The following is a 14,425-nucleotide window of genomic DNA, read 5'->3' as shown; positions in this document are numbered from 1 at the left end:
TCATTCCCCCCCCATTTCTCCGGATTCATACATGATGCAGGTCAGGGCGGCCATCGCAGCCGTCTCGGTGCGCAGAATGCGCCGGCCTAAACCAACGGATACCGCTCCCGCAGCTTCGGCTTCCTCCACTTCCGCTTCAGTAAAGCCGCCTTCAGGTCCAACGACAACAGCGACCTTCACCGTTCTCTCGGGCGTCAGCCCGGTGACGAAAGGCTTAAGCACGTCCCGCAGCTGCCGACCGTCCTCTTTTTCATAGCATAAACATACCAAATCGTAGTTCTTAAGCTCTACAAGCAGCTTGTCCCACTTGACTGGAAGCTCAACCGCCGGGATTTTGCTGCGATGCGCTTGCTCGGCGGCTTCCTTGGCGATTTTCTGCCAGCGGGTGAGCCGCTTCTCCTCCTTCTTGCTGTCATACTGTACGATCGTACGTTCTGATAAAAAAGGAAGGAAAGAAGCCGCGCCGATTTCCGTGCACTTCTGAATGACGGTTTCCATCTTGTCGCCTTTCGGCAAGCTTTGGGCTACAGTCACTTGAAACCACGGTTCTCCCGACGCCGCCAGCTCCTCTATAATAGCCGCAGTCACTTGCTGCGGCTCTATGATCGTAATCTCCGCGAGGACTTCCCGGGATATCCCGTCGCTCACGATCAGCTTATCGCCGGGTTTGGAACGCATCACCCTGCCGATATGACGGGCATCCTCACCGGCAATCGTCACTTCCCGATCGCCAAATTGCGCGGGATCCACAAAATATCGCTGCATGCCATCATCCTCACCGTTCCACAAGGTCAAAATCACCAAACTACATCATACAACTTTTGAACTTCCGTTTCCAGTCCTTCTCCCCAGCCTAAACCCCAGACAATGTCAGGAAAAGATGGGCAAACTGGTAATAGATTGTTTCCGCTGCATTATATAACGGCAGAATCGTATACTGCTGCATCCCCGGGACGATTAGGATCACTAAGAAGATCAGCACCGACCACTGCTCGTATTGCTGCAATTTGCCCAGCATGCGGCGCGGCACGACATCCTCCAAAATTCGATAGCCGTCCAGCGGCGGTAAAGGAATCAGGTTAAATAAAAATAAGAAAAAGTTCATGACCGTAAATAGATTAAAGAAAATGAGAACGGCTTGAAACAACTTCTCGTTCGTAATTGCATCCAGTACGCCAAAACGAGCCAGCATCACGTAAACAAGCGTCCCCAGGACGCCCAGCAGCAAGTTGCTGAGCGGCCCGGCAACGGATACAATCACACCCATCAGGCGCGGTTTGCTGAAATTGTCCCGGTTCACCGGAACCGGCCGAGCCCAACCGAACCCGGCAAGCAGGAGCAGGATAATGCCCAATAGATCAAAATGAACTGCCGGGTTCAACGTCACGCGACCCAGCAGCTTGGCTGTCGGGTCCCCAAATTTGTTCGCAAAATAGGCATGAGAAAATTCATGCAGCGTAAAGGCGATCACCAGCGTGATCAAATAAAAGGGGAGCTGGTCCAACGGAACCCGCAATATTCGGTCTAGAAAATCCATATTTAATTACCTCTTTCTCGCCACAAAAGCGACCCAATCTTCTTCCCGGGCCGTCCGTTCCAGTTCGAAACCCGCGGCAATCAGCGCTTCTTGTACGGCTTGTTCTTTATTCTTATAAATCCCCGAGGCGATATAATAACCGCCGGGTGCCAATGCTTGATAGACATCCTCGATAAACAGTAAAATGATCTCTGCCAAAATGTTAGCCACGACCACCCGTACCGGCAGCTTGATCTCTACACCCGTGCTGCCTTCTCCTTTCAGAACGGATAACAGGTCGCTTTCCACGACTTGGATCCGGTCCTCAAGACCATTCAGACGCGTGTTCTCCTTCGCACTAGATACGGCTACCGGATCCAGATCCAGCGCCAACACCTTGGAGGCACCAAGCCGACATGCTCCGATGGCCAGAATCCCTGAACCTGTGCCGACATCAATCACTTCGTCCCCATCTTGGATTATACTCTCTAGTGTGCGTAAGCAAAGAGAGGTGGTAGGATGCGTACCTGTACCAAACGCCATGCCCGGGTCCAGCTCAATAATTTGCTCATTCGGCGAAACTGGTACATATTCCTCCCACGTTGGTTTGATCGTCAGTCTCTCAGAGACCCGCAGCGGCTTGAAATATTGCTTCCAATTGTTCGCCCAATCGTCCTCACTGACATCCCGCACGGAGATCTCCGCAACCCCAGGATCGATATCAAAGCTCTTAAGTTCCTCGATGCGTGCGCGGACTTCCGCAATCACTTCGTCGATATCCAGTCCTTCCGGAAAATACCCGCTGATTTTCGCTTCTCCTTCAGGAATGTCATTAGGGGGAATTTCAAACCATTGTCCCAGTGAAGTATCCCGAGGTTTATCGTTATCGACGTGCTCTTCAATGGTTACCCCGCCTGCGCCTGCTTCATGCAGGAAGTTGGAAACCATCTCCACCGCTTCTTCCGTCGTATGTATAGTTATTTCTTTCCAAATCATCGTATGATTTCCTCCTTGACTTACATGCATAAAATTAATTGTACTATAGATTCAGGAACGTGACAAAACAAAACAGGGAACCATTCGGGTCCCCCGTCTGCTGCTTACGATTACAGCTTGTATTGTCCCTGCTGGCGTGCGTCCGCCCGTTCGCTGCGCTCCAGCGCTTCCCAATCCTCTTGATCAGCCCTCTCTTCGGAAAACTCCACATCCGTGTAATGTACGATCGGCAGATTTTTTCCTTTGGCAGAGATCCGCTTGGTTCGCCGATCCTCCTGGCTTTGACTCATCTCTCGCTTCAGCTCCTTTCCATGTATTCTCCGATTGGCATGATTGGAGTCATCCTTCTTAACGATTAAATCAAGCCGCCCGCTTCTTCAATGATGCGCAGCGCCTGATGATGAATCGATTCGTCAACGACAGCGGTCAGTAAAATATCATGGCCGGTCGGCCCGCCTTGTCCCCCATGGCTAAGTCCGCTGGCTGCCGGATCCGCTGCTGCCAATATCCCCGCTGATTGGTTGGTCATCGACGCATCCTGGGTGACAGCCGCCAGGTTGGAGATGCTTCCCGTCACCGGATTCATCGGATTGTAGCCCTCGCCGGCATAACGGCTGAATCGATCAATCGATATCTCTTCCACCCGCAGCGCATTTAATTTGCGGGCAACCCCTTCGGCCTGTTCCGGGCTTTTGAAATAGGCCAAAATGTTCTTTTCAGCCATCCTTCCTCCCTGCCTTTCGTTTTACACTTCAATGAAGCTGCACGCTCGCAGCCCATTATTCGGTAGGATGTAATTTTGGCCATGGCTTTATACAAATTTTGTTCGTTTACCGACCTGAATTGATTTAAATTTGAAACGTTTCCTTGGCTTGTCCGTATTACTCGATGGGGAAGCGAACATACTTATCTTACAATCATAGGAGGAGTTTATAGACGATGTTAAAAAGAATAATGCTTCTGATGATGGTCTTCACCGTCTTCTTCACCTTCACCGCCCCTGACTTTGCTGACGCCAGACGCGGCGGATTCAAATCCGGCCCTCGGTCGTACAATCCAACCCCGAAGAAGCCGTCGCAAAGCGAATATCAGAATACGACGGGCAATCGCACCGGAACCCAAACGGGAACTCCGACAACAAACCGCGGATTCTTTAGCGGCGGCAGCTTTATGCGCGGCATGATGATCGGCGGGCTTGCGGGTCTGCTGTTCGGCGGCTTATTTAGCAGCATGGGCTTCTTCGGCAATCTGCTGGGATTAGCCGTAAATCTGTTGGCAATCTATGTGATCATTGCCGCCGCAATGGCTCTGTACCGCCGATTCAAAAAGCAGCCGCGCCACGACGATTATCGCAACGGAGGCCGTTATTAAGCCATGATCCTCGGTATGGACGAAATTATTAACGCGATTTGCCTGCATACGGCCGAACGGAGGGGCGTCCGCCCCACCGATGTGACGGTCGAGCTCAGCTGGGACGAGGATACCGGCTATACCGGTGAAGTATGGGTGAACGGCCGCAGTTGGTATATCGTTGAGTCGAACATCATGGAGGCGATCATGGTGTACGTACATCGGGAATACGGAATGCGGGTCTTCCGGGAAGATATCCGGCTGATGCTGGAGGATGAAATCTTGGCGGAGATTCGGACGGAAGGTTGATTTTTCAATACAAAAACAAAAGCGCGAACTAGGGAATTATTTCTCCTTAGCTCGCGCTTTTATGTTGGAGCGATTAGTCTCCGCGAAACGCCCGTTTCATTCGGTCAAAAAACGATTGCTCATGCTCATGCGTCTGCTCGCCGTCCAACGAAGCAAATTGGCGCAGCAGCTCCTTCTGCTCTTCGCTGAGCTTGCTTGGCGTCACAACGACCACTTTAACATGCTGGTCGCCTTGACCGATTCCACGCAGGCGCGGCACCCCTTTCCCTTTCAAGCGGAAGTAGGTTCCGGTTTGCGTTCCTGCCGGAATTTTCAGCTTCACTTTCTCTGTCAGCGTAGGAATTTCGATTTCATCCCCCAGCGCAGCTTGGGCGAACGTCAACGGAACCTCACAATAGATATCGTCGCCCTCACGGTAGAAGAAATCATGCGGTTTCACGCGGATCACGATGTACAAATCGCCGGCTGGACCGCCGCGCAACCCGCTTTCACCTTCACCGGACATCCGCAGTTGAGCTCCATCGTCAACCCCTGCCGGAATGCGGACATGAATTTTACGCTGCTTCTTTACCTTGCCGCTGCCTGCGCAGGTCGGACATTTCTCCTTGATGATTTGCCCTCTTCCGCCGCAGTTCGTACAAGTACGCCGGTTCACCATACGGCCAAACGGTGTATTTTGAACGACTTCCTGTTGCCCGGTGCCATGGCACACGGAACAGGTGACCGGTTTGGTCCCTGGTTTCGCTCCCGTTCCAAAGCAGGTATCGCAGCTTTCAGTACGCGGAATGGTGATGTCCGTTTCTTTCCCGAACACCGCTTCCTTAAATTCGATCGTCATCGTGTATTGCAAATCGTTACCGCGCTGCGGCGCATTCGGATCACGCCGGCTGCCGCCGCCGAAGAACATATCGAAGATATCCCCGAAGCCGCCAAAATCCGCGTCAGAGAAGCCGCCGCCCATCCCCTGATTCGGATCCATATGGCCATATTGGTCATAACGCGACCGTTTCGCTGGATCACTTAAGACGTCATAGGCTTCCTTGACTTCTTTGAATTTCGCTTCCGCATCCGCCGCTTTATTGACGTCCGGGTGATATTGCCGGGCCAGCTTGCGGTAAGCTTTTTTGATTTCGTCTTCAGTTGCGTTTTTACTGAGGCCCAGCACCTCGTAGTAATCGCGCTTCTCTGCCATCCTTCCACCCCCATCGGTCATCTTTTAATCACGAAGTAAATCTATTCAATAACCCTTATCAGCAAAAGGAAAGTCAAAGTGCGGTAGCAGCCCGCACTTTGACCTTCCCGGATGCCAAAGTCTATTCACCAGACTCAAACTGCTCTGTGAGCCATCTTAGCTTTATTTCTTATCTTCGTCAACCACTTCGTAGTCAGCGTCAACGACGTTATCGCGGTTTTGGCCGCCGGCAGCTTCAGCGTTGCCTTGCGCACCTGCCGCTTGCGAAGCTTGCTCATACAGCTTCACGGACAACTGCTGAACAACCTCGGTCAATTTCTCCGATGCCGCTTTGATTTGCTCCAGATTGTCGCTTTCCAGCACTTTCTTCAGCTCTTCTTTAGCGGCGTTTGCTTTCTCAACTTCAGCTGCGTCAACTTTGTCGCCCAGATCTTTCAACGTTTTGTCAACGCTGTAGATCAGTTGGTCAGCGTTGTTTTTCGCTTCAACCAGCGCTTTGCGTTTTTTATCTTCTTCCGCATGCAGCTCGGCGTCCTTCATCATCCGTTCGATTTCTTCATCGCTCAAGCCGCTGGAGGAAGTAATCGTGATTTTTTGGCTCTTACCGGTCCCTTTATCGGTTGCCGATACGTTAACAATCCCGTTCGCGTCAATGTCGAAGGTAACTTCGATTTGCGGTACCCCGCGTGGTGCAGGCGGAATATCACCCAGGATAAAGCGGCCCAACGTTTTGTTGCCGGCTGCCATTTCCCGTTCCCCTTGCAGGACGTGGATCTCAACGCTTGACTGATTATCGGCGAAGGTCGAGAAGATTTGCGACTTGCTCGTCGGAATCGTTGTATTCCGTTCGATCATCTTCGTGAATACGCCGCCAGCCGTTTCGATCCCCAGCGAAAGCGGAGTAACGTCAAGCAGGACAACGTCTTTGACATCGCCAGTCAATACGCCGGCTTGCACCGCAGCACCAAGCGCAACGACTTCGTCCGGGTTTACGCCTTTATGCGGCTCTTTGCCCGTCAGTTTCTTGATCGCTTCTTGTACGGCAGGAATCCGCGTAGAACCACCGACAAGCACGACTTTATCGATGTCAGCCGGAGTAAGGCCAGCATCGCTCAAAGCACGGCGAGTTGGTCCAAGGGTGCGTTCAACAAGATCCGCAGTCAACTCTTCGAATTTCGCGCGGGTCAGGTTCACTTCAAGGTGTTGCGGCACGCCGTCAACTACCGTGATGAATGGCAGAGAAATCGTCGTCGTCAGCACGCCGGACAGTTCTTTTTTCGCTTTTTCCGCGGCATCTTTCAAACGTTGTACCGCTGCTTTGTCCTTGCTCAAGTCAATGCCTTGATCTTTCTTGAACTCGGCAACGAGGTAGTCGATGATCTTCTGGTCGAAGTCGTCGCCGCCCAGATGGTTGTCCCCGCTGGTCGCTTTAACTTCGAAGAAGCCGTCGCCCAGCTCGAGGATCGATACGTCAAAGGTACCGCCGCCAAGGTCATATACGAGAATCGTTTGATCTTCAGCTTTATCCAGACCGTAAGCCAGTGCAGCTGCCGTTGGTTCGTTCACGATCCGCAATACTTCCAAACCGGCGATTTTCCCGGCATCCTTCGTCGCTTGACGCTGACTATCGTTAAAATATGCCGGAACCGTGATAACCGCTTGGGTGACCGGTTGTCCCAAATACGCTTCGGCGTCAGCTTTCAGCTTCTGCAAAATGATCGCAGAAATTTCTTGCGGCGTATATTCTTTGCCGTCGATGACTTCTTTATGGTTCGTCCCCATATGACGTTTGATCGAAATGATCGTCCGATCCGGATTGGTGATCGCTTGGCGTTTCGCCGTTTCGCCGACGATCCGTTCGCCGTCTTTCTTAAAACCTACGACGGAAGGGGTTGTGCGCGCACCTTCCGGGTTAGGAATGACGACCGCTTCGCCGCCCTCCATCACCGCAACGCAGGAGTTCGTTGTACCAAGGTCAATACCGATTACTTTGCTCATTACGTTATGTCCTCCTTAATAGGTTGAATCGTCTTTTGGATTCGTTGTTAGCTGCTATATTAGCCGCTGACTTTGACCATCGCCGGGCGCAGCACCTTATCTTTCAGCATATAGCCTTTCTGCACAACTTCCACGACGATGCCCTCTTCATGCTCCTCGGATTCCACCTGCATAATCGCCTGATGGAATTCAGGATTAAACGGCTGGCCCTCCGCTTCCATCGGAGTGAGGCCTTCCGCCTTCAAGACGCCTTCCAGTTGGCGGAAGATCATTTCCACCCCTTTGACATATGAGGCGGCGTCCGAGATGTCTCCGGTTGTGTTAAGCGCCCGTTCAAAGTTGTCAATCACCGGAAGCAGCTCGGTAATCAGCTTGGCGGATGCGTATTTGCCCAGTTCTTCCTTTTCCTTCACCGTACGGCGCCGGAAATTATCGAAATCCGCCTGAGCACGCAGCAAGCGCTGCTGAATTTCCTCGTTCTCCGCACGCAGCTTCTCCAGCTCCGCAGTCACATCTGCGTTATTCGCTTCGTTGACAGCCTCAGCTGCACCCTCTCCACCGGCAGCGTCCTGAGTATCCTGCGGCTCTTGAGCCGCTACTTCATCCTGCCTCTCTTCGGATTCCGGGGTGTTTTGCAAGTCCTCTTTCACGTTATCGTTCATATTCGTTTCTTCCTCTACAGTGTGATTGTTGTCCTGAATCGGCTGTGATTCCTTCAAGATGCTCACCTCCTTAACATGCAGCTAGACCCGCAGATCATGCATGTTATTGCATCCGGCTCAGAAAATTGCTTAGGTCCTTCGACAAAATTTCCAAAATCCGGATCACTCGGGCATATTCCATCCGTGTAGGTCCCAAAATGCCGATCGTACCAACCGCTTCGCCTTCGACTTGATAGGTTGCCGTGATGAGGCTGCAGTTGGCAAAGGCTTCATGCCCGTTTTCGGTGCCGATTCGCACTTGAATGCCAGACCCGGATGCGGAAGAGATCATTTTCGTCAAGGTTGGGGTCTCTTCCAGTACATCCAGAATCCCTTTGACCTTCTCGACATCGCGGAATTCCGGCTGTGTCAGCATGTTCGTCGCCCCGCTCAGGAAGAGGCGTTGCCCCTCTGTGCCCGGGTCAAGCGCTTGATCCAGCACCTTCATCAGATCTTCAAAATGCTCAATATGCCGCTGCATCTCTTGAGCAATCTCGTTATACAAGGCAGTCTTGAGCTTATAGATCGGCACCCCAGCAAGTTTGCGGTTCAACAGGTTGACCACCCGCTCCATTTCGGATACGGATACGTCCGGCGGAATCGCGACGGTCTTGTTCTCCACTTGTCCTGTATTCGTCACGACGATCGCCACCGCCTTCGTTTCGTTTAACGGCAATAGCTGGAAGTGACGCAAAGACGTATGAAAAACTTCCGGCCCCAGCAGGATGGAAGTGTAATTGGTCATTTGGGATAGAATGGTCCCAGCATGTTGAATCACTTGTTCAGTTTCGTTTAGCTTTTCTGCGAAGAATGCTTTTAACGTCGTTACTTCTTCATTCGATAGTAAGTTCAACGGCGTCAGGTGATCCACATAGTAGCGGTAGCCTTTATGAGAAGGAATCCGCCCCGCCGACGTATGCGGCTGCTCCAAAAAACCGAGCTCTTCCAAGTCGGCCATTTCGTTCCGGATCGTTGCCGGACTGTACCCGACATCGTCCCGTTTCGAAATGCTTCGGGATCCCACAGGCTCCGCCGAGCGAATATAGTCATCAACAATAGCGGTCAATATCATTCTTTGGCGTTCCGTCAACATGGCAATCCCTCCCGGATAAACTCGATTTTTCCGAATCGTTAGCACTCAATGTCATAGAGTGCTAATCACTAATACAAAAATACCAAACCGACCTGACGATTGTCAAGTCAGCGCGATCACTCAGTTAAAATGTTACTAAAGAGGCATCGGTTCACTCACATCGAAATGTTACCGAAGGGATGTGTTTTGAAACTGAGCATGAAAACACGACGTGAAGTAATCCGTACCTTGGCTGATCAATACATGAGAGCGAAATCGCGAAATGAGAAATCTGCAATCCTTGACAACGCCGTGAAGGTGCTGGGTTGCCATCGGAAGCATGCGATCCGCGCTCTCACGAACCCTCCTGCGCTGACGCCAGCGAAATCGAAACGTAATCGGCCATTAGCTTACCAGGAGGCGATGCCCGTCATTGAGCGCGTTTGGGAAGCCCTGGATTATCCTTGTGCCGAGCGACTGCATCCTGTTCTGCTCGATACAGCCCAGAGCCTTGCCCGGCACGGTCACCTGCACCTTACCGACCTTATCATATCGCAGTTGCAAAAGATCAGCCGCCCGACATTGGCGCGCAGGTTATCCACACTTCGTTGTCCAAAAGCCAGACCAGCTGTCAACAAGCGAAAGCCGCTCGCCGAACTCCGTTCACAAGTGCCCATGATCGCCTACGATTGGGATGAAACGCGTCCGGGCGCGCTGGAAATCGATTTGGTCGAACACAACGGCGGATCGTCGCTCGGCCACTTCGCCTATACGCTGACTGTGACCGACGTGGTCTCCGGCTACACCCGCAGACGCGCGCTGCTGGGCAAATCCCAACTTGCCGTGCTTCGTGAGCTCAAGCACATCATCGCGGAGTGGCCCATGCAGCCTTGGGGGATCCACAGTGACAACGGCCAAGAGTTTTTAAACGCCCATTTGAAAACCTTCTGCGCTTCGAACAACATTCGTTTCACGCGCAGCCGCCCTTATCGCAAAAACGACAATGCTCACGTGGAGCAGAAAAACGGCTTTCTCGTCCGCCAGTTGGTCGGCTACGAACGCTATGACCGCCCGGAACAGGTGGAGTGGCTCAACTCCATCTATGCTCTGCATGATCGGTACTTCAATTGCTGCCTGCCCACTCGCAAGCTGATCGGCAAGGAGCGTCGCGGAGCTCGTGTAAAGAAAACATTCGACACGGCCAAAACACCCGTTGCGCGGTTAATCGAATTGGGCGTGCTACTACCAGAACAAACCGGGCGGTTACAGGCGTATCAGACTTCCCAAGATCCGCTTGCATTACACCATCAGTTGGAAGCGCTGCTTTCCCAACCCGTGACGTCTGCTTCCGCTACGCAACCAGTGGAGGCTGTGTAACAGCCTCCACTGGGTAACAAAATTACGTGAGTGAACCATTATCCTTCGGTAACATTTTTATATGAGTTGACACGGTCAGTCCAGTATCTTGAGAACGGCGATTTCATCGCAGCAATGCTGCTTTGCACAATTGACGCAGTCGGTCCATACTTTCTCCGGAAAGATCTCTTTATTCACGACTGTAAAGCCATTTTTAATAAAAAAGGAAACCTCATAGGTGAGTGCCATCACTTTGGGGATCGCTTGTCTCCGGGCCTCTTCCACCAGTTGCTCGACCAGCATGGAACCAAGCCCCTTCCCCTTGTGGCCTTCGGCGATCCCAAGGGAACGGATTTCAACCAGTTCCTCCCCCAGCTTGCACAGCGAACCGCAGCCGACGACCTCGCCATCCACTTCCGCCACGACGAAATCCTGGATCTGACGCTCCAACACCGCCCGTGAACGCGGCAGCATAATGCCTCGCCGGGCATACCCTTCAATGATGTTATATAATGGCTCGACATCCGCTAAATTCGCCTGTCTGCACACGGCTACCGCTGGCATGCTGATTCCCCCTCGATCACAAATAATATGAATAAATATACATTATACGGTATAAAACTTCAAGAGAAATGTTTCATGGCCATGTCATTTTTCCAAGTATATTCAGCGACATGTAAAAAAGCAGCTTTGCTACTTCATTAAAGAAGCGCAAGCTGCTTGTTGGATAAGTCACTAATCCGTTAAGACGCCGATAAATTCGGCAAACACTTCGTTTCCGAACAACACGCCTTGCTTGCTGAGCCGATAGCCTTCACCGTCGCTATGAGGCTCCAACAGGCCGGCGCTTAACATCTTCGTAAGCTGCCGGGCAAATACATCGTCCAGCTCTTCGCCAAATTGTCTCCGGAAATCCGCCTTACGGATGCCGTCCAGCATCCGAAGTCCAACCATAACGAAGTCCTCCATCGCCTCTTCCCGGGACACGCCAAATTGCTCCAAGCGAGGCAATCCTGTCTTCGCCGCTTCCACATAAGGGTTCACGCCCTTAATGTTCACGTGACGCGTGCGGCCGACATACCCGTGGGCGCCGGCGCCCAAACCGTAATAATCCTCGTTCTTCCAGTACGTGATGTTGTGCCGGCTGGCGAAGCCGGGTTTGGCAAAATTGCTGATCTCGTATTGCTTGTAACCGGCTTGTTCCATTCGCTCCATTAACAGCAGGTACATGTTCAGTTCCTCCTCTTCGCTTGGAAGCGGGAGCTGATTTTTGTGGTACAACGTATGGAACAACGTGTTCTCCTCAACCTTCAGGCTGTAAATCGAATAATGCGGCAGCCCAAGCTCCAATGCCCGTGAGACGCTGTAGTCCAGCATCTCAACCGTTTGGTTGGGCAGACCAAACATCAAATCGATGGACAGATTATCTAGCCCAACAGCTCTAGCATTCTCCAAGCTCCGGTAGACATCATCGGTGTTATGGATCCGGCCAATGCCGCTCAGAAGCTCATTCTGGAATGCCTGCACGCCAAAGCTGACCCGGTTGACGCCGCCGTCTTTCATGACGGTCAACTTGTCGCGGTCCGTCGTGCCCGGGTTCGCTTCCATCGTAAATTCGATATCGCTGGCCCAATACGGGAAATGACGTCTGACTGATGCCAGGAAAAACTCCATCTCCTGCGGAGTCAGCACGGTAGGCGTCCCGCCGCCCACAAATATGCTGCGGATTTCGCCCGGCGGAGTTTGCTGGACCGTCAGCTCCATCTCCCGATCCAAGGCGCGCAGATAGTCCATCACCGGCTGATCTTTTAATACGTAGGAGTTGAAATCACAATAGAAGCACTTGTTGGTGCAAAACGGGATATGAATATATACCGCATGCGGTGCGCCGGATGGTCCGGATGATGTCACGCCGCTTGCCGCAGGGTTTTGGATCGGCATTCCCTGCCCCGGATGCTTCATCGTTTGGTCCATGGTCATGCCCTCCTCCAAGTTTCTCTTAAATAATAGTAGAAAGGAAAGCCTGACGGCTTTCCTTCGTCAACCAACCCGCTTCTTAATTGTCGTCGATCTTCAGCACCGCCATGAACGCTTCCTGCGGCACCTCGACGCTGCCGACCTGCTTCATCCGCTTCTTGCCTTCCTTTTGCTTCTCCAGCAATTTCCGCTTCCGCGAGATGTCGCCGCCGTAACACTTGGCAAGGACGTTCTTGCGCATCGCCTTTACGGTTTCACGGGCGATGACCTTCGTTCCGATCGAAGCCTGAATCGGTACCTCGAACATTTGGCGCGGAATCAGCTCGCGCAACTTCTCGCAGATGATCCGGCCGCGGTGATATGCGCGATCGCGGTGCACGATAAAGGACAAGGCGTCCACCTGCTCGCCGTTCAACAGGATATCCATCTTCACGAGATTGGATCTGCGGTAGCCGGACAGCTCGTAATCAAACGAAGCATAGCCTTTGGTGCTCGATTTTAACTGATCAAAGAAGTCGTATACAATCTCCGACAACGGAACCTGATACGTAATCGTCACGCGCGTCGTGTCGAGGTATTCCATATTGACAAACTCGCCGCGTTTGCTTTGGCACAGCTCCATCACGGTTCCGACATAATCGTTGGGCACAATGATCGACGCTTTGACGTAAGGCTCCTCGACATAGTCGATTTTGCCGATCTCCGGATAGTTCGACGGGTTGTCGATGGAAATCGTCTCGCCGTTCGTCAGCGTTACTTTGTAGATAACGCTTGGTGCTGTCGTAATCAGCGGAATGTTAAATTCCCGTTCAATCCGCTCCTGGATCACGTCCATGTGCAGCAGTCCCAAGAAACCGCAGCGGAAGCCGAAGCCCAGCGCGCTTGAAGTTTCAGGTTCGAAGCTCAGCGAAGCGTCGTTCAGCTGCAGCTTCTCCAGCGCTTCACGCAGGTCGTTGTAATCCGACGTTTCGATCGGGTACAAGCCGCAGTACACCATCGGGTTGATCTTCCGGTAACCCGGCAGCGGCTCTGGTGTCGGATTCTTCGCGTCCGTCACCGTATCCCCGACACGGGTATCGCCAACCGTCTTGATCCCGGCGACGATAAAGCCAACATCGCCGACGTTAAGCTCGTCCACAATCGTCATCCGCGGTTTGAACGCGCCGACTTCGATGACCTCAAAGGTTTTGTCCGTCGCCATCATTTTGATTTTCGAACCGGCTTTGATCTTGCCGTCAATGACGCGCACATAAACGATAACGCCTTTGTAAGGGTCATAGTGGGAGTCGAAGATCAGCGCCTTCAGCGGTTTATCCGGATCTCCCGTCGGTGCCGGCACCTTCTGAACGACCTGTTCCAAAATCTCCTTAATCCCGATTCCGGCCTTGGCGGAAGCATGCACCGCTTCGCTGGCATCCAGGCCGATGACATCTTCAATCTCCTGCTTTACCCGGTCAGGATCTGCGCTCGGCAAGTCGATTTTGTTGATGACCGGCAAAATCTCCAGGTTGTTATCCAGCGCCAGATAAACGTTGGCCAACGTCTGCGCCTCAATCCCCTGGGCTGCGTCCACGACCAGCAATGCGCCTTCGCAAGCCGCCAAGCTGCGGGAAACCTCATAGGTGAAGTCGACGTGCCCTGGAGTATCGATGAGGTTCAGCACATACTCCTCGCCGTCGTCAGCACGGTAGTTCAGGCGGACCGCCTGAAGCTTGATCGTAATTCCGCGCTCCCGTTCCAAGTCCATCTGGTCAAGAACCTGATCCTGCATTTCCCGGGAGGTCAGCGCCCCGGTATACTCCAGAATCCGGTCGGCCAAAGTCGATTTGCCATGGTCTATATGTGCAATAATACAGAAATTGCGAATTTTCGCTTGTCTAGCCCTAATATCTGTCATCCTTACCCCCACCACAAATCATCGAAGTAATGCAATCAATTTATTATAGCAGTTGAAGGGG

Annotated in this window: 15 protein-coding genes; 3 read left to right on the top strand and 12 right to left on the bottom strand. The window is 52.4% G+C overall.

What is annotated here, in order from left to right:
• From ACL02P_RS02570 to ACL02P_RS02550, 5 genes are all read right to left on the bottom strand, one after another.
• Window positions 1–765: a 16S rRNA (uracil(1498)-N(3))-methyltransferase gene (locus ACL02P_RS02570; RefSeq protein WP_036644744.1), complete on the bottom strand. Its 765-nt coding sequence runs from the start codon at window positions 763–765 to the stop codon at window positions 1–3.
• An 88-nt stretch (window positions 766–853) separates the two neighbouring features.
• Complete coding sequence (locus ACL02P_RS02565) at window positions 854–1,537, bottom strand: site-2 protease family protein (protein ID WP_412836784.1); 684 nt, start codon at window positions 1,535–1,537, stop codon at window positions 854–856.
• 6 nt (window positions 1,538–1,543) lie between these two features.
• A complete protein-coding gene (gene prmA, locus ACL02P_RS02560) occupies window positions 1,544–2,512 on the bottom strand; it encodes a 50S ribosomal protein L11 methyltransferase (RefSeq protein ID WP_412836783.1) in 969 nt (322 codons plus the stop codon).
• Between the two features lie 110 nt (window positions 2,513–2,622).
• Window positions 2,623–2,802, bottom strand: coding sequence for a YfhD family protein (locus tag ACL02P_RS02555; protein ID WP_009224115.1), 180 nt, complete (start codon window positions 2,800–2,802; stop codon window positions 2,623–2,625).
• A gap of 65 nt (window positions 2,803–2,867) precedes the next feature.
• Window positions 2,868–3,236 carry a hypothetical protein gene (locus ACL02P_RS02550; RefSeq protein ID WP_339299562.1) on the bottom strand — a complete coding sequence of 123 codons (369 nt, stop codon included), beginning with the start codon at window positions 3,234–3,236 and terminating at the stop codon, window positions 2,868–2,870.
• A 215-nt stretch (window positions 3,237–3,451) separates the two neighbouring features.
• Here ACL02P_RS02550 and ACL02P_RS02545 point away from each other — a divergent pair, with 215 nt between their 5' ends.
• Complete coding sequence (locus tag ACL02P_RS02545; protein WP_009224117.1) at window positions 3,452–3,883, top strand: hypothetical protein; 432 nt, start codon at window positions 3,452–3,454, stop codon at window positions 3,881–3,883.
• Window positions 3,884–3,886: 3 nt separating this feature from the next.
• Window positions 3,887–4,171, top strand: a complete 285-nt coding sequence (locus ACL02P_RS02540; protein ID WP_009224118.1) for a YxcD family protein — start codon at window positions 3,887–3,889, stop codon at window positions 4,169–4,171.
• A 73-nt stretch (window positions 4,172–4,244) separates the two neighbouring features.
• On the opposite strand, the gene dnaJ is transcribed toward ACL02P_RS02540, so the two are convergent.
• The 4 genes from dnaJ to hrcA all read right to left on the bottom strand — a co-directional run bounded on the left by dnaJ (window position 4,245) and on the right by hrcA (window position 9,155).
• The gene (gene dnaJ, locus ACL02P_RS02535; protein ID WP_009224119.1) at window positions 4,245–5,363 is read right to left on the bottom strand and encodes a molecular chaperone DnaJ; all 1,119 of its coding nucleotides are present in this window, start codon (window positions 5,361–5,363) and stop codon (window positions 4,245–4,247) included.
• Between the two features lie 162 nt (window positions 5,364–5,525).
• On the bottom strand, window positions 5,526–7,361 hold the full coding sequence (dnaK, locus tag ACL02P_RS02530) for a molecular chaperone DnaK (RefSeq protein ID WP_412836782.1): 1,836 nt from the start codon (window positions 7,359–7,361) through the stop codon (window positions 5,526–5,528).
• Between the two features lie 59 nt (window positions 7,362–7,420).
• On the bottom strand, window positions 7,421–8,023 hold the full coding sequence (gene grpE / locus ACL02P_RS02525) for a nucleotide exchange factor GrpE (protein ID WP_412837310.1): 603 nt from the start codon (window positions 8,021–8,023) through the stop codon (window positions 7,421–7,423).
• 103 nt (window positions 8,024–8,126) lie between these two features.
• A complete protein-coding gene (gene hrcA, locus ACL02P_RS02520) occupies window positions 8,127–9,155 on the bottom strand; it encodes a heat-inducible transcriptional repressor HrcA (RefSeq protein ID WP_412836781.1) in 1,029 nt (342 codons plus the stop codon).
• A 198-nt stretch (window positions 9,156–9,353) separates the two neighbouring features.
• Here hrcA and ACL02P_RS02515 point away from each other — a divergent pair, with 198 nt between their 5' ends.
• Window positions 9,354–10,511 (top strand): DDE-type integrase/transposase/recombinase, encoded by a 1,158-nt coding sequence (locus ACL02P_RS02515; RefSeq protein ID WP_412836780.1) that lies wholly within the window; start codon window positions 9,354–9,356, stop codon window positions 10,509–10,511.
• A 75-nt stretch (window positions 10,512–10,586) separates the two neighbouring features.
• On the opposite strand, the gene ACL02P_RS02510 is transcribed toward ACL02P_RS02515, so the two are convergent.
• The 3 genes from ACL02P_RS02510 to lepA all read right to left on the bottom strand — a co-directional run bounded on the left by ACL02P_RS02510 (window position 10,587) and on the right by lepA (window position 14,364).
• Complete coding sequence (locus ACL02P_RS02510) at window positions 10,587–11,054, bottom strand: N-acetyltransferase (RefSeq protein ID WP_009224123.1); 468 nt, start codon at window positions 11,052–11,054, stop codon at window positions 10,587–10,589.
• Window positions 11,055–11,225: 171 nt separating this feature from the next.
• Entirely contained in the window at window positions 11,226–12,431 is a 1,206-nt protein-coding gene (gene hemW / locus ACL02P_RS02505; protein WP_260070479.1) for a radical SAM family heme chaperone HemW, read from the bottom strand.
• Between the two features lie 115 nt (window positions 12,432–12,546).
• The gene (gene lepA, locus ACL02P_RS02500) at window positions 12,547–14,364 is read right to left on the bottom strand and encodes a translation elongation factor 4 (protein WP_412836779.1); all 1,818 of its coding nucleotides are present in this window, start codon (window positions 14,362–14,364) and stop codon (window positions 12,547–12,549) included.
• Window positions 14,365–14,425: the final 61 nt, after the last annotated feature.

It is taken from the genome of Paenibacillus sp. MB22_1, assembly GCF_047200555.1.
Classification (GTDB): Bacteria; Bacillota; Bacilli; order Paenibacillales; family Paenibacillaceae; genus Fontibacillus; species Fontibacillus phoenicis.
This window is presented reverse-complemented; position numbering and strand designations above follow the sequence as displayed.

Excerpts from the sequence above, each read along its gene's own strand:
- ACL02P_RS02570 (WP_036644744.1), bottom strand. The coding sequence starts at position 765 with ATGCAGCGATATTTTGTGGATCCCGCGCAATTTGGCGATCGGGAAGTG.
- ACL02P_RS02565 (WP_412836784.1), bottom strand. The coding sequence starts at position 1,537 with ATGGATTTTCTAGACCGAATATTGCGGGTTCCGTTGGACCAGCTCCCC.
- prmA (WP_412836783.1), bottom strand. The coding sequence starts at position 2,512 with ATGATTTGGAAAGAAATAACTATACATACGACGGAAGAAGCGGTGGAG.
- ACL02P_RS02555 (WP_009224115.1), bottom strand. The coding sequence starts at position 2,802 with ATGAGTCAAAGCCAGGAGGATCGGCGAACCAAGCGGATCTCTGCCAAA.
- ACL02P_RS02550 (WP_339299562.1), bottom strand. The coding sequence starts at position 3,236 with ATGGCTGAAAAGAACATTTTGGCCTATTTCAAAAGCCCGGAACAGGCC.
- ACL02P_RS02545 (WP_009224117.1), top strand. The coding sequence starts at position 3,452 with ATGTTAAAAAGAATAATGCTTCTGATGATGGTCTTCACCGTCTTCTTC.
- ACL02P_RS02540 (WP_009224118.1), top strand. The coding sequence starts at position 3,887 with ATGATCCTCGGTATGGACGAAATTATTAACGCGATTTGCCTGCATACG.
- dnaJ (WP_009224119.1), bottom strand. The coding sequence starts at position 5,363 with ATGGCAGAGAAGCGCGATTACTACGAGGTGCTGGGCCTCAGTAAAAAC.
- dnaK (WP_412836782.1), bottom strand. The coding sequence starts at position 7,361 with ATGAGCAAAGTAATCGGTATTGACCTTGGTACAACGAACTCCTGCGTT.
- grpE (WP_412837310.1), bottom strand. The coding sequence starts at position 8,023 with ATGAACGATAACGTGAAAGAGGACTTGCAAAACACCCCGGAATCCGAA.
- hrcA (WP_412836781.1), bottom strand. The coding sequence starts at position 9,155 with ATGTTGACGGAACGCCAAAGAATGATATTGACCGCTATTGTTGATGAC.
- ACL02P_RS02515 (WP_412836780.1), top strand. The coding sequence starts at position 9,354 with ATGAAAACACGACGTGAAGTAATCCGTACCTTGGCTGATCAATACATG.
- ACL02P_RS02510 (WP_009224123.1), bottom strand. The coding sequence starts at position 11,054 with ATGCCAGCGGTAGCCGTGTGCAGACAGGCGAATTTAGCGGATGTCGAG.
- hemW (WP_260070479.1), bottom strand. The coding sequence starts at position 12,431 with ATGCCGATCCAAAACCCTGCGGCAAGCGGCGTGACATCATCCGGACCA.
- lepA (WP_412836779.1), bottom strand. The coding sequence starts at position 14,364 with ATGACAGATATTAGGGCTAGACAAGCGAAAATTCGCAATTTCTGTATT.